This is a genomic window from Nocardioides dilutus (genome assembly GCF_054779555.1).
In genome coordinates this window covers 536,353-548,424 of the sequence record NZ_BAAGYA010000002.1, presented here as the reverse complement: position 1 = coordinate 548,424, position 12,072 = coordinate 536,353, and the positions used below count along the sequence as shown (strand labels likewise).

The 12,072-nt window shown below is 69.9% G+C and carries 16 protein-coding genes and 1 tRNA gene; 7 read left to right on the top strand and 10 right to left on the bottom strand.

Annotated elements, in window-relative coordinates:
* Together ACYVC6_RS12315 and nicT are read right to left on the bottom strand one after the other, a co-directional pair.
* The gene (locus ACYVC6_RS12315) at positions 1–255 is read right to left on the bottom strand and encodes a DUF3618 domain-containing protein (RefSeq protein ID WP_460714423.1); all 255 of its coding nucleotides are present in this window, start codon (positions 253–255) and stop codon (positions 1–3) included.
* 12 nt (positions 256–267) lie between these two features.
* A complete protein-coding gene (nicT, locus tag ACYVC6_RS12310; RefSeq protein WP_460714421.1) occupies positions 268–1,368 on the bottom strand; it encodes a Nickel transporter NicT in 1,101 nt (366 codons plus the stop codon).
* Positions 1,369–1,429: 61 nt separating this feature from the next.
* On the opposite strand from nicT, the gene bcp reads away from it, so the two are divergent.
* Positions 1,430–1,897, top strand: a complete 468-nt coding sequence (gene bcp, locus ACYVC6_RS12305) for a thioredoxin-dependent thiol peroxidase (protein ID WP_460714419.1) — start codon at positions 1,430–1,432, stop codon at positions 1,895–1,897.
* Positions 1,898–2,001: 104 nt separating this feature from the next.
* Here bcp and ACYVC6_RS12300 read toward each other — a convergent pair whose 3' ends face one another.
* Positions 2,002–2,331, bottom strand: a complete 330-nt coding sequence (locus ACYVC6_RS12300) for a GIY-YIG nuclease family protein (RefSeq protein ID WP_460714417.1) — start codon at positions 2,329–2,331, stop codon at positions 2,002–2,004.
* 327 nt (positions 2,332–2,658) lie between these two features.
* On the opposite strand from ACYVC6_RS12300, the gene ACYVC6_RS12295 reads away from it, so the two are divergent.
* Complete coding sequence (locus ACYVC6_RS12295; protein ID WP_460714415.1) at positions 2,659–3,069, top strand: HNH endonuclease signature motif containing protein; 411 nt, start codon at positions 2,659–2,661, stop codon at positions 3,067–3,069.
* Positions 3,049–3,132 (top strand) — tRNA-Leu (locus ACYVC6_RS12290). The genes ACYVC6_RS12295 and ACYVC6_RS12290 overlap by 21 nt, the downstream gene beginning before the upstream one ends.
* Positions 3,133–3,135: 3 nt before the next feature.
* Here the strand turns inward: ACYVC6_RS12290 and ACYVC6_RS12285 are convergent.
* Positions 3,136–3,729: a 1-acyl-sn-glycerol-3-phosphate acyltransferase gene (locus ACYVC6_RS12285; RefSeq protein ID WP_460714413.1), complete on the bottom strand. Its 594-nt coding sequence runs from the start codon at positions 3,727–3,729 to the stop codon at positions 3,136–3,138.
* A 66-nt stretch (positions 3,730–3,795) separates the two neighbouring features.
* Here ACYVC6_RS12285 and ACYVC6_RS12280 point away from each other — a divergent pair, with 66 nt between their 5' ends.
* Positions 3,796–4,677 (top strand): bile acid:sodium symporter family protein, encoded by an 882-nt coding sequence (locus ACYVC6_RS12280; RefSeq protein ID WP_460714412.1) that lies wholly within the window; start codon positions 3,796–3,798, stop codon positions 4,675–4,677.
* Here the strand turns inward: ACYVC6_RS12280 and rdgB are convergent.
* The 4 genes from rdgB to ACYVC6_RS12260 are packed head-to-tail and all read right to left on the bottom strand — an operon-like array spanning position 4,628 to position 7,709.
* Positions 4,628–5,194: an RdgB/HAM1 family non-canonical purine NTP pyrophosphatase gene (gene rdgB / locus ACYVC6_RS12275; RefSeq protein WP_460715334.1), complete on the bottom strand. Its 567-nt coding sequence runs from the start codon at positions 5,192–5,194 to the stop codon at positions 4,628–4,630. The two genes, ACYVC6_RS12280 and rdgB, sit on opposite strands and share 50 nt — an antisense overlap.
* Before the next feature lie 41 nt (positions 5,195–5,235).
* Complete coding sequence (gene rph / locus ACYVC6_RS12270) at positions 5,236–5,967, bottom strand: ribonuclease PH (RefSeq protein ID WP_460714410.1); 732 nt, start codon at positions 5,965–5,967, stop codon at positions 5,236–5,238.
* A gap of 21 nt (positions 5,968–5,988) precedes the next feature.
* Positions 5,989–6,798 carry an ABC transporter permease gene (locus ACYVC6_RS12265; RefSeq protein WP_460714408.1) on the bottom strand — a complete coding sequence of 270 codons (810 nt, stop codon included), beginning with the start codon at positions 6,796–6,798 and terminating at the stop codon, positions 5,989–5,991.
* Complete coding sequence (locus tag ACYVC6_RS12260; protein WP_460714406.1) at positions 6,795–7,709, bottom strand: ABC transporter ATP-binding protein; 915 nt, start codon at positions 7,707–7,709, stop codon at positions 6,795–6,797. Before ACYVC6_RS12260 ends, ACYVC6_RS12265 begins: the two co-directional genes overlap by 4 nt.
* Before the next feature lie 129 nt (positions 7,710–7,838).
* On the opposite strand from ACYVC6_RS12260, the gene ACYVC6_RS12255 reads away from it, so the two are divergent.
* The 3 genes from ACYVC6_RS12255 to ACYVC6_RS12245 are packed head-to-tail and all read left to right on the top strand — an operon-like array spanning position 7,839 to position 10,454.
* A complete protein-coding gene (locus tag ACYVC6_RS12255) occupies positions 7,839–8,999 on the top strand; it encodes a sensor histidine kinase (RefSeq protein WP_460714404.1) in 1,161 nt (386 codons plus the stop codon).
* The gene (locus ACYVC6_RS12250) at positions 8,996–9,649 is read left to right on the top strand and encodes a response regulator (protein WP_460714402.1); all 654 of its coding nucleotides are present in this window, start codon (positions 8,996–8,998) and stop codon (positions 9,647–9,649) included. Before ACYVC6_RS12255 ends, ACYVC6_RS12250 begins: the two co-directional genes overlap by 4 nt.
* Positions 9,650–9,704: 55 nt before the next feature.
* Entirely contained in the window at positions 9,705–10,454 is a 750-nt protein-coding gene (locus tag ACYVC6_RS12245) for a hypothetical protein (protein WP_460714400.1), read from the top strand.
* 12 nt (positions 10,455–10,466) lie between these two features.
* Here the strand turns inward: ACYVC6_RS12245 and ACYVC6_RS12240 are convergent, their stop codons facing one another.
* Together ACYVC6_RS12240 and murI are read right to left on the bottom strand one after the other, a co-directional pair.
* Positions 10,467–11,234, bottom strand: coding sequence for an MBL fold metallo-hydrolase (locus tag ACYVC6_RS12240; protein WP_460714398.1), 768 nt, complete (start codon positions 11,232–11,234; stop codon positions 10,467–10,469).
* On the bottom strand, positions 11,231–12,067 hold the full coding sequence (gene murI, locus ACYVC6_RS12235) for a glutamate racemase (protein WP_460714396.1): 837 nt from the start codon (positions 12,065–12,067) through the stop codon (positions 11,231–11,233). Before murI ends, ACYVC6_RS12240 begins: the two co-directional genes overlap by 4 nt.
* Between the last annotated feature and the right edge of the window lie 5 nt (positions 12,068–12,072).

Below are 12,072 nucleotides of genomic sequence, written 5' to 3'. Positions count from 1 at the left end.
TCAACGAGTGATCTTGCGCAGCACCACGAACACCGCGATGGTGCCGACCACGCCGCCTACGACCTTGAGGATGTTCTCGGTCCGTGGCTCGCCGGTGAGCGGGTCGACGAAGAACCCCTTCACCTCGGCGACCTCGCGGGACACGATCGTCTTCGGGCTCGCCCGGTGCATCAGCTGGTCGATGGTGTTGGCGAGGCGCTCGCGCGTCTCCTCGATCTCCGCCGCCAGGGCCGAGGGGTCGGTCGCGTTGCTCACGAGCCGAACCTATCAACGCTCGTACGCGAACCTCTCCTCGATCCGTCCGAACCTCCAGATCGAGAGGGCGATGGCCCAGGTGACCACGAAGAGCCCGACGACGAGGTAGCCGACGTAGTTGAGCTCGAGCGCACCGATGGCGGCGAGCGGACCCGAGTCGATGCCCCACCGGTCGACGGCGACCCCCACCAGCACGATCACGCCGACGACCAGCGCGATCAGCACCGACAGCACGGTGACCGTGAGGTTGTAGAACACCTTGCGCACCGGCCGGTGGAACGCCCAGCCGTAGGCCCGGGCCATGAACACCCCGTCCGCGGTGTCGAACAGGCTCATGCCCGCGGCGAACAGGACCGGCAGCACCAAGATGGCGAACCACGGCAGCGGTGAGGCCGCGGTCCCCGCGGCGAGCACCAGCAGGGCCACCTGCGACGCCGTGTCGAACCCGAGGCCCATGAGGAGGCCGACGGGGTAGACGTGCCACGGCTTGGTGACCCGCTTCGTGGCACCGCCGAGCAGGCGCGCCAGGAACCCGCGCGCGTGCAGGTGGTGCTCCAGTGCCGCCTCGTCGAGACCGCGGGTGCGGATGCCCCGGAAGATCCGGACGATGCCGATGACGGAGGCCAGGTTGGTGAGCCCGATGACTAGGAGGAACGTGCCGGCCACGATGCTGCCGATCAGACCCAGGGTGACGGCCATCGTCGAGCTCTCGTCCTGGGCGGTGCCCGAGACGGCTTCCACGCCGAAGGCGATGAGGGCCGCGGCGCCGAAGACCACGCTCGAGTGCCCGAGCGAGAACCAGAAGCCGACTCCCAGACCGGGGTTGCCCTCCCCCACCAGCTTGCGCGTGGTGTTGTCGATGACGGCGATGTGGTCGGCGTCGAAGGCGTGGCGGACGCCCAGGAGGAACGCCGTCACCCCCAGCCCGACCCCGTAGGCACCGGTGGACCCGAGCGAGTATTCGTGGGGCGCCACCGCGAGGACCAGGACGCCCCAGCCGACGACGTTGAGCAGGATCACGAACCCCGACATCCCGGCGAGGTGCCACTTGTCGCGCTCGGTCCACGTCCGAACCGTCGGCACGGCGGGCGCGTCGACGGGGGGTGCGGTCACGCCGCACACTCTAGTTAGTTGCACATGGTTTGCAACAAGGCATCCGTGGCAGGATCGCCGTGTGACCGATCGTCTCGCCCCCGGCGACACCGCCCCCGCCTTCACCCTGACCGACGACACCGGCGCCGAGGTCTCGCTCGCGGACTTCGCGGGCAAGAAGGTGATCGTCTACTTCTACCCCGCCGCGATGACCCCGGGCTGCACCAAGCAAGCCTGCGACTTCACCGACAACCTCGCCTCGCTGCGCGGCGCCGGCTACGAGGTGCTCGGCATCTCCCCGGACAAGCCGGAGAAGCTCGCGAAGTTCCGCGACAAGGAGTCGCTCGGCATCCGGCTGCTCTCCGACCCCGACAAGTCGGTCATGGACAAGTGGGCGACGTACGGCGAGAAGAAGATGTACGGCAAGACCGTCCAGGGCGTCATCCGCTCGACGTTCGTCGTCGACGAGCAGGGCAAGGTCGAGGTCGCCCAGTACAACGTCAAGGCCACCGGACACGTGGCCAAGCTGCGCAAGGACCTAGGGATCTAAGCGAGCGCCGCGAGCGAGATCCCGGCGGTGGTCGAGGAGGGCGCGCAGCGCCCGTCACGAGACCGGGTGAGCCGGGTGGAATCTAGCCCGTCGCCGGTTCCTCGTCATCCGGCATCGCGTGCCCTTTGACGGCCGCCCGCAGGTCCTGCGCAGCGAACGAGCGACCCGCGAGAGCGCGGATGTCGTCGATCCGCCCGTCGATGAGTGCCTGGCGCTTCGCACGGCTCCAGCCCTGCAGCTGCTTCTCGAGCGCGTAGGCCTCGTCGACCCGTTCGAACTCGAGCGACCAGACGAGGCGCAGGGCGTCGTCGCGTGGGTCGTGTGTAGCTGCAGCCGACGCCGTTGTTGTGCTCCATGAGGCGACGCTCGAGATCCCAGGTGCTGCCGCAGTAGTACGAGCCGTCCGCGCACTCGAGGATGTAGGTGAAGGGCATGCTCGGAACGTCCCCCGCAGACCACGTCGAACCCCTCCCGCCGACGACCTGTGGATAACCGCCGCAGGTTCAGTCCCGGCCACGGCTCACCTGGTCTCGTGACGGTCGCTGCGCGACCTCCTCGACCATCGGCCCGACATGCTTCGCCGGACTGTCAGACCAGGGATGTCGACGGTCGCAATTAGCGTTTGATTCACGATGGCACGTTGGCGGAAGTACACGGAGGAGGTACTCCGCGACGCCGTTGAGAACTCGACCTCGGTGATGGGCGTCCTTCGTCACCTGGGGCTAGCGCAGGCGGGTGGCACCCACGCCCACATCAGTCGCATGATCAAGCAGTTCGAGATCGACACCACTCATTTTGTGCGGTACCAGAACGGCTCGCGCAGGCGCCGGCTGACTGCCGATCAGATCCTCGTCGAGAAGCCGTTCGGGACCAAGCGCACAGATCCTGCGCTATTGCGTCGCGCCTTGGACGAGATAGGACGCCCCCGCGTTTGCGAGCGTTGTGGCGTCAACGGAGTGTGGTTGGGAGGGCCACTGAGACTCGAGATCGACCACATCGACGGCGATTTCCACAACAACACGCGCGAAAACCTGCGCTACCTGTGCCCGAACTGTCACCAGCAGACTGACAACTTCGCCGGCCGCAGCCGGAACAAGTACGCTCGCGTTCTCCCGGACGACGTGGCCCGACCGCTCAGCGAGACGGGAGTTGCCGGGGTGGTGGAACGGTAGACACGCGGCACTTAGGATGCCGTGCCCTAGGGCGTGGGGGTTCGACTCCCCCCTCCGGCACCATGGTCAGGAGCCCTTGAAGCCCGTCTCCTCCTCCTTGAGCCGCGGCTCGGTCGCCTGGTCGGGGTTGAAGCCGCGCTTGTCCTTGAAGAACTCGCGGAGGATCTCCATGTCGGCCTTGACGTCGCCGGACGGCGTGAACGTCGGGCCCCAGCCGACGGTCTTGGACGGGGCGTCCAGGAAGGCGAGCGTGATCGGGAGCCCGGTCTGCATCGCGATCCGGTAGAAGCCGGACTTCCAGTAGTCGCTCTTGCTGCGGGTGCCCTCGGCGGCCATGCCGAGCAGGAAGCGGTCGTCGGACTTCTGCTCGGCCAGCAGCCGCTTGATCGTGGCTCCGGGGTTGGCCCGGTCGAGCTCCACGGCGCCGGTGGCCCGCATGAACACCCCGACGGGGCCCTTGAAGAAGGACTCCTTGACCAGCAGCCGGATCTTGATGCTGTTGTCCCAGGCCAGCAGCTGGGTGACCACCCAGTCCCAGTTGGAGGTGTGCGGTGCGCCGACGAGCACCGCGGTCGGTGGCACCTCGCCGACGGTCTTCCAGCCGCTCAGGCGCAGGGCGAGGCGGGCAAGGTTGCGACGGAGGAGGAAGTGACGCTGCACGACAGGAACCTAGTGCGTCGGCATCGCGCGTGACGACTGTCACAGCGTCCCCCTAGAGTCCCGGCCATGGACTCCGCTCTGACCACGGTCGGCCTGCCTCTGGCCCTGGGCATCATCATGTTCGGGCTGGGGCTGTCGCTGACCGTGGCGGACTTCCGCCGGGTCGCCCAGCAGCCCAAGGTCATGGTCATCGCGCTGGGCTGTCAGCTGCTCCTGCTGCCCTTGGTCTGCTTCGGGCTGGTGACCGTGTTCGACCTGCCTCCGCTGCTGGCGGTCGGGATGATGCTCCTGGCCGCTTCGCCCGGCGGGACGAGCGCCAACCTGTTCAGCCACCTGTTCCGCGGCGACGTCGCCCTCAACGTCTCGCTGACCGCGGTCAACTCGGTCATCTCGATCGTCTCCCTGCCCTTGATCACCAACATCGCGATCGACTACTACGACCTCGACGACACCGTGGGCCTGCAGTTCACCAAGGTGCTCGAGGTATTCGCGATCGTGCTGGTGCCGGTGGCCATCGGGATGCTGGTCCGGGCCAGGGCGGCATCCTTCGCCGAACGCATGGACCGGCCGGTCCGAGTCGGGTCGGCCGTGATCCTCGCGGTCCTGGTGCTCGGCATCCTGCTCGACCAGCGCGACAACGTCGGCGACTACCTGGCCGACGTCGGGTTCGCCGCCGCCGTGTTCTGCGCGATCAGCCTCGTGACGGGCTACGTCGTCCCCCGGGCGGCCGGCGTCCGCGAGGACCAGGCGATCGCGTGCTCGATGGAGATCGGCGTGCACAACGGCACGCTCGCGATCTATGTCGCGGTCGAGGTGCTCGACTCGACCGAGATCTCGGTGCCCGCGGCGGTCTACTCGCTCATCATGTTCGTCCTCGCGGCGCTCTGGGGCGCCTACATCAGCCGGCGGATCCGAGCCGAAGTGCCACCTGCGGTGCCAGCTGCCTGAGCGCCTTGCCCCGATGGCTGATGGCGTCCTTGTCGGCGACCGACAGCTCCGCGGTCGTGACCCCGGGCCGGTCGTCGGCCTCGAACACCACGTCGTAGCCGAAACCCCCGTCACCGCGCACCTCGCGGATGATCCGGCCGTGCATCTCGCCTCGCACGACGACCTCCTCCCCGGGCGCGGCACAGAAGGCCACTGCGCAGACGAAGTGCGCCCCGCGGCGCTCGTCCGGCACGTCGGCGAGCTGGTCGAGCAGCAGCCGGTTGTTGCGATCGTCGGACTTCGGTGGACCTGACCACCGCGCGGACAGCACGCCGGGCATGCCGTTGAGCGCGTCGACGCAGAGGCCCGAGTCGTCGGCGACGGTCGGCAGGCCCGTGGCCTCGAGACCGGCCCGCGCCTTGAGCAGCGCGTTGCCCTCGAACGTCGGCTGGTCCTCCGGCGGCTCGTCGTAGGCCGCCACGTCGTCGAGCCCGAGCACCTCGATGTCCGGGAGGTGCTCGGCGAGGATCCGCTCCATCTCGGCCAGCTTCTTGGCGTTGCGCGAGGCCAGGAACACCTTCACGCCGCGGAGCCCTGGGCCAGGGCCTCCCGCTGGAGCCGGGTGAGGTCGGCGCAGCCCTTCTCGCCGAGGGCGAGCAGCGCGTCGAGCTCGGCCCGGCTGAACGCCGCACCCTCGGCGGTCCCCTGCACCTCGACGAACGCCCCGGCGCCGGTCATCACGATGTTCATGTCGGTCTCGGCGCGGACGTCCTCCTCGTAGGGGAGGTCGAGCCGCGGCGCACCGTCGATGATGCCGACCGAAACCGCGGCCACCGACCCCGTGAGGGGCTCTCCGGTCAGGGCGCCGGTCGAGCGCAAGTGCGAGACCGCGTCGGCGAGCGCGATGTAGGCACCGGTGATCGCCGCGGTCCGGGTGCCGCCGTCGGCCTGCAGGACGTCGCAGTCGAGCTGGATCGTGTTCTCCCCCAACGCCTTGTAGTCGATCACCGCGCGCAGCGACCGGCCGATCAGCCTGCTGATCTCGTGGGTGCGGCCCCCGATGCGGCCCTTCACGGACTCCCGGTCCGACCGGGTGTTGGTCGACGCCGGCAGCATCGCGTACTCGGCGGTGACCCAGCCGAGGCCCGACCCCTTGCGCCAGCGCGGCACACCCTCGGAGGCCGAGGCCGCACACAGCACCCTGGTCCTCCCGAACTCGATCAGCACCGACCCCGCCGCGTGGTCCAGCCAGTTGCGGGTGATGGTGATCGGGCGGAGCTCGTCGTCGGCCCGGCCGTCTGCGCGCGTCATGGGGCGGACCCTAACGGGGCCCTACTTGAACTCGATGCGCAGGAGCCGCCAGATGCCCAGCACCAGCGGGATGACCAACCAGATGGTCCCGGAGGTGGCGATCTGCGCCCACTCTTCACCCGAGGGCTTGTAGTCGCCGCTGAACAGCGGCGTCTGGGCGGTGTTGAACTCGATCCAGGGCGCGAGGTCCTCGAAGGTCTCGCTGAGGGCGCTCAGGATGCCGACCGCGGTGGGCAGGATCAGGGTGTAGGCGAAGTAGGCGACGATCGCGCCCGCGGTGTTCATGATCAGCGTCCCCAGCGCGAAGCCGATGAGGACGCCGACGACGTTGCCGAGCACGAAGCCGTTGAAGATCTGGTTGGCGTCGAGCTCCCACGACACGTCCCCGCCGGTGGCGGACCCCAGCAGGGTGCCGGCGTATGCGAGAGCGAAAGCGAGCACCATCACGATGACCGCGAGCGCGACGCCGGCCAGGAACTTGGCCAGCACCACCCGCGGGCGTCGCGGCTCGAGGGTGAAGGTCACCAGGCCGTTGCGCTGGCTGGCCTCGCTGGTCACCAGCATGATGACCAGGATCGGCATGAAGTAGCCGAGCGAGGCGCCCGCGATGGCAAGGTAGATCTCGAGGTCCTTGTCGCCGTCGTTGGCCGCGAACGAGAAGATCAGCATGACGACCACGAGCAGGGCCAGGATTCCGATCACGAACCAGCGACCGGCCCGGGTGTCCAGCGACTTGCGGAGCTCGACCTTGGCCAGCGTGCCCATGGGCACGCCCGGGGTCGAGTCGAGGTCGAGCGTGAGGGGGGCCGGCGTGGGTGCGGTGGTGCTCATGCGGAGGCTCCTTCGGGCTGGTCGTCGCGCTGCGTGTCAGTGGTGAGCTCGAGGAACAGGTCCTCGAGGGCGCCGTCGGCCGAGCGCAGATCGGTCAGGACGATCGATTGCTCGGCAGCGGTCCTTCCGACATCGACGGGGGCGGCCTCGACGCGCAGGCCCGTGCCGGCCGGGGTGACGGCGTGGCCCCTGGCCTGGAGGGCCTGGGCCAGGGCCGCGTTGTCGAGGGAGGTGACGTTGGTGACCTTGTGGTCGGTGTCGGCGAGCAGCTGCTCCTTGTTGCCCTGGGCCACGATCCGGCCGTGCCCGATCAGGATCATCTCGTCGGCGATCAGCTCGACCTCGTTGAGCAGGTGGCTGGACAGCAGCACGGTGCCACCGCGGTCGGCGTAGCCCTTGAGCAGCCCGCGCATCCAGCGGATGCCGGCGGGGTCGAGCCCGTTGGCCGGCTCGTCGAGGATCAGCACGGACGGGTCGCCGAGCAGGGCGTGCGCGATGCCGAGCCGCTGCTTCATCCCGAGGGAGTAGTTGCGCAGCCGCCGCTTGGCCTCGGTGTCGGTCAGCGAGACCAGCTCGAGCATCTCGTCGACCCGCGCGGCCGGCAGCCCCATCGTCTGGGCGCCGAGGGTGAGGATCTCGCGGCCGGTGCGGCCGGCGTGCTGCGCCGAGGCGTCGAGGAGCACGCCGACGTGCCGGCCCGGGTTGGGGATGTCGGAGTAGAGGTGTCCGCCGATCAGAGCCCGCCCGCTGGTCGGCGGGGTCAGCCCGACCATGACCCGCATGGTGGTGGTCTTGCCGGCGCCGTTGGGGCCGAGGAAGCCGGTGACCCGGCCGGGCTGGGCGACGAAGCTGACGTCGTCGACGGCGGTGAACGCGCCGTACTTCCGAGTGAGTCTCTCGACGGTGATCATGGCTCCACCCTGCCGGACGGCACCGACCCCTGCATCAGTCAGGTGTCGGTGCGTCGCTGACCAAAGTAGGGGTGCACTCCCACCCCCAGCCCCGGGTGCCGCAACCGGGGTCGTGCCTACCCTGCTCGGGTGGAGCGCCTTCCCCAGGACCGGCCGGAGCCCGCGGCCTACCAGCCGGCGCTGACCCGCTGGAGCCACGTGTGGCGGCTCGCGCTGGCCTTGTCGATCAGCGTGGTCGCGTGGATCAGCGTGGTCGAGGGCCAAGGTGACCTGCTGTTCGTGGTCGACCTGTCACTCGGCGCGCTGGCGTTCGGTCTCACGTTCCTCCGCCGCCGGTGGCCGCTGCCCGTGGCGGTGCTGACGACCGCCATGTCGACGTTCTCGGCGAGCGCCGCCGGCCCGTCGGTCCTCGCCGCGGTCTCCGTGGCGACCCGGCGACGCTGGCTCGAGATCATCCCGCTGTCGCTCTTCTCGCTGGTCTGCGCGCAGTTCTTCCCGGTGGTCCACGACATGGAGGGCGAGCCGCCCCTGGTCACCCTCGGGGTCAACTTCCTGGCCACGATCGCCATGATGGCGTGGGGCATGTACCTCGGCTCCCGGCGCGAGCTGATGTGGTCCCTGCGGCACCGCGCCGAACGGGCCGAGGCCGAGCAGGAGCTGCGGGCCGCCCAGTCCCGGAGCAACGAGCGGGAGCGGATCGCGCGGGAGATGCACGACGTCCTGGCGCACCGCATCTCCCAGATCTCCATGCACGCCGGGGCGCTCGCGTTCCGCGAGGACCTCACCGCCGACGAGATGCGCGACAGTGCCGGTGTCATCCAGGCCAAGGCCCACGAGGCGCTCACCGACCTGCGCCACGTGCTCGGGGTGCTCCGCGACGAGTCCGGCGAGCTAACTCTCGCCCCACTGCCGACGTACGCCGATGTGCCGGCCCTGGTCGAGGAGGCCAGGCAGTCCGGGATGGCGGTCACCCTCGTGGACCGGCTCACGGCCGGCCAGCCGGTCCCGGACGCGGCCGGCCGCACTGTCTACCGGATCGTGCAGGAGGGGCTGACCAACGCCCACAAGCACGCGCCCGGCTCGACGTTGAGCATCGAGCTCAGCGGCTCGCCCGACGAGGGCATCGACGTCGTCCTGAGCAACCCGCTCGGCTTCGGTTCCACGACACCCGGCGCGGGCCTTGGGCTGGTCGGTCTCACCGAGCGTGCCGAGCTCGGCGGCGGGCGCCTCGAGCACGGCCGCGACGGGTCGGCGTTCGTCCTCCGCGGCTGGATACCGTGGGCGGCATGATCACCCGGGTCGTCCTGGTCGACGACGACCCACTGGTCCGCAGCGCCCTCACGCTGATGCTGGGCGGCCAGGCCGATCTCGAGGTCGTCGGTGAGGCAGGTGACGGGCGCGAGGGCCTGGCCATGATCGAGCGACTGCGGCCCGACGTCGTACTCATGGACATCCGGATGCCGAAGGTCGACGGCCTGGCGGCGACCCGCGCACTGCACGCCCGCTCGGACCCGCCCCGGGTCATCGTGCTGACGACCTTCGACGCCGACGACCACGTGGTCGAGGCGCTGGCGGCCGGCGCGGACGGGTTCCTGCTCAAGGACACCCCGCCACCCCAGATCATCGCGGCGATCCGGGCGGTCGCCGCCGGTGACCCGATGTTGTCGCCCTCGGTCACCCGCACCCTGATCCAGCGGCTCCGTGACTCTGCCGAGGACGGCCGCGGTGAGAGCGCCACCCGGCGACTCGCGCTCCTGACCGGACGCGAGCACGAGGTCGCCCTCGCCGTCGGCCGTGGGCTCAGCAACGCCGAGATCGCCGGCGAGCTCCACCTGTCCGTGCCCACCGTGAAGGCCCACGTCTCGCGACTGTTCGAGAAGCTCCAGGTGACCAACCGCGTGCAGATCGCGATCTGCGTCCACGACGCCGGACTGGTCTAGCCCCCCACCCGAACGGGCCATCGCCGGTCCCCACCGGTCGGCGTAGCGTCGTCGCGTGCGCCTTCGTCACGTCGCCGCCGCAACGACCCTCGCCCTGGTCGGCACGATGGTCGTCGCGAGCCCGACGCAGGCGAGGCCCGGGATGGACGAGAGACCTCGGGACGGCGACCACTTCCCGGCGGCCGTCACGACCGAGGTGCCACCCGGCGGCACCTCGATGATCACGACGCCCGACCTCGCCAAGGACGTCAAGACTCTCGTCGTCGTGGTCAAGCCGAAGACCAAGAACATCGCCGAGCTGGAGGACTACGACCGGTTCGTCAGCACCATGGGCTCGATGACCAAGGGCAAGAGACTGCTGACGTGCGTGTTCCTGTACCAGGCTCTGGTCACCTTCGACAGCCCCGAGGGGGGCGAGCTCCAGGCCAACGGAGCCTTCGCGACCATCGCCGGCGCGACCCTTCTCGCCTGCCTGCAGCTGGCCGGGCTGATCAAGAGGCAGCAGGCCCGTTCGTCGGCCGCCGCCGAGAAGTGCGGTGCGTACCGCCCGAGCATCCCGGCCACCGTGACCCAGGACGCCAATGGCTACAGGGTCGCCGCGTCGGGGCAACCGCAGAGGACCAGGAAGCCCAAGCTGAAGGTGAAGTGCACGGTGACCGGCGACACGGTGCGTTACACGATCAGGCCGCGCAAGAAGGGACAGTCGCTGCGGAAGGCCGCCGGCAAGAAGCTCATGGTGGGGCTGAGGAGCCCTGCCGACGCGCAGAACACGGTGCCGGTCCAGGTCACCTTCTCGACACCCTGACCGCCTCGGGCGTCAGACGTCGTAGACCGCTCCGGCTCGGGCGAGCTCGGCCGGCCCGTCCCAGACCGCCTTGGCCTCGGCCAGCATCGCTTGCTTGTCGAACCACGGCGGCACGTGCGTGATCACCAGGCGGCCGACGCCGGCCCGGGCCGCCAGCTCCCCGGCGTCCTTGCCGGTGAGATGGATCTCCGGGGGGTTCTCGTCACCGTCCCGGAACGACGCCTCGGCCAGCAGCAGGTCGACACCGGCCGCGAGCCGGTCCAGGGCGTCGCAGGGTGCGGTGTCACCGGTGTAGGCGACCGTGGTGTCCCCGGCCGTGACCCGCAGGCCGTAGGCCTCGACCGGGTGCAGGACGGGGATCGCCTCGATGGTGAACGGCCCCACCGAGAACGTCGTGTCGTAGGTCCGGAAGTCGAACTCGTGCGCCATGCCGGGGCCGTCGGGCAGGTCGTAGGCACGGGCCATCCGCTCACCCGTGCCGCCGGGGCCGTAGACCGGGAGGCGCGGCTGGGCACCCAGCGGGTGGTACTTCCGCAGCACGTAGAAGCCGCACAGGTCGAGGCAGTGGTCGGGGTGCAGGTGGCTCAGGGCGACGGCGTCGATCGCCAGCGGGTCGGCGTAGTGGTGCAGCGCCCCCAGCGCGCCGCTACCGAGGTCCAGCAGGATCCGCCAGGTGCGGCCCTGCGGATCGTCGGGGTCGTCCTGCTCGAGGAGGTAGCAGCTGGCCGGGGAGTCCGGCCCCGGGTAGGACCCCGAGCAGCCGACGACCGTCAGCCTCACGAGATGCCACCGGCGTACTGGCTGGCCGCCATCATCTCGGCACCGAGGAAACGGCGGCCGATCCGCTCGAACTCCTCGGGGGCCCCCGTCGTGGCGAACTCGTAGGTGGGCTCGCCGCCCGGTCGCAGGAGACCCGTGTCGACCAGCATCCGGTAGACGTCCTTGGCACACTCCTCCGCGCTGCTGACCAGCGTGACCCCGTCGCCCATGACGTAGGAGATGACGCCCGTGAGCAGCGGGTAGTGCGTGCACCCGAGGATCAGCGTGTCGACGCCGGCGGAGGTCAGCGGGTCGAGGTAGCCGTGCGCGACCTCGAGCAGCTCGTCGCCCCCGGTCACACCCGCCTCGACGAAGTCGACGAAACGCGGACAGGCCCGGGTGGTCAGCTCGACGTGGGGCGCGGCGGCGAACGCGTCCTCGTAGGCCATCGACTCGGCGGTCGCGCGGGTGCAGATCACCCCGATCCGGCCGGTGCGGCTGGCGGCCACGGCCCGGCGGGTCGCGGGGTAGATCACCTCGACCACGGGCACGTCGTAGCGCTCCCGCGCGTCGCGCAGCATCGCGGCGCTCGCGGAGTTGCAGGCGATGACCAGCGCCTTGACCCCCTGGGCGTAGAGGTGGTCGAGGCACTCGAGCGCGTATTCGCGCACCTCGCCGATCGGCTTGGGGCCGTAGGGCTGGCGTGCCGTGTCGCCGAGGTAGCGCACCGACTCGTGCGGCAGCTGGTCGATGACCGAGCGCGCGACGGTGAGACCGCCGAACCCGGAGTCGAAGATGCCGATCGGCGCGTCGGCGGACGCGGTGTCGATCTGGTCGATCGAGGAGGACGGCACAACAG

Excerpts from the sequence above, each read along its gene's own strand:
- ACYVC6_RS12300 (WP_460714417.1), bottom strand. The coding sequence starts at position 2,331 with ATGCCCTTCACCTACATCCTCGAGTGCGCGGACGGCTCGTACTACTGC.
- rdgB (WP_460715334.1), bottom strand. The coding sequence starts at position 5,194 with ATGGAGCGGATCCTCGCCGAGCACCTCCCGGACATCGAGGTGCTCGGG.
- ACYVC6_RS12265 (WP_460714408.1), bottom strand. The coding sequence starts at position 6,798 with ATGAGCACCACCGCACCCACGCCGGCCCCCCTCACGCTCGACCTCGAC.
- ACYVC6_RS12280 (WP_460714412.1), top strand. The coding sequence starts at position 3,796 with ATGGACTCCGCTCTGACCACGGTCGGCCTGCCTCTGGCCCTGGGCATC.
- ACYVC6_RS12295 (WP_460714415.1), top strand. The coding sequence starts at position 2,659 with ATGATCAAGCAGTTCGAGATCGACACCACTCATTTTGTGCGGTACCAG.
- ACYVC6_RS12260 (WP_460714406.1), bottom strand. The coding sequence starts at position 7,709 with ATGATCACCGTCGAGAGACTCACTCGGAAGTACGGCGCGTTCACCGCC.
- rph (WP_460714410.1), bottom strand. The coding sequence starts at position 5,967 with ATGACGCGCGCAGACGGCCGGGCCGACGACGAGCTCCGCCCGATCACC.
- ACYVC6_RS12250 (WP_460714402.1), top strand. The coding sequence starts at position 8,996 with ATGATCACCCGGGTCGTCCTGGTCGACGACGACCCACTGGTCCGCAGC.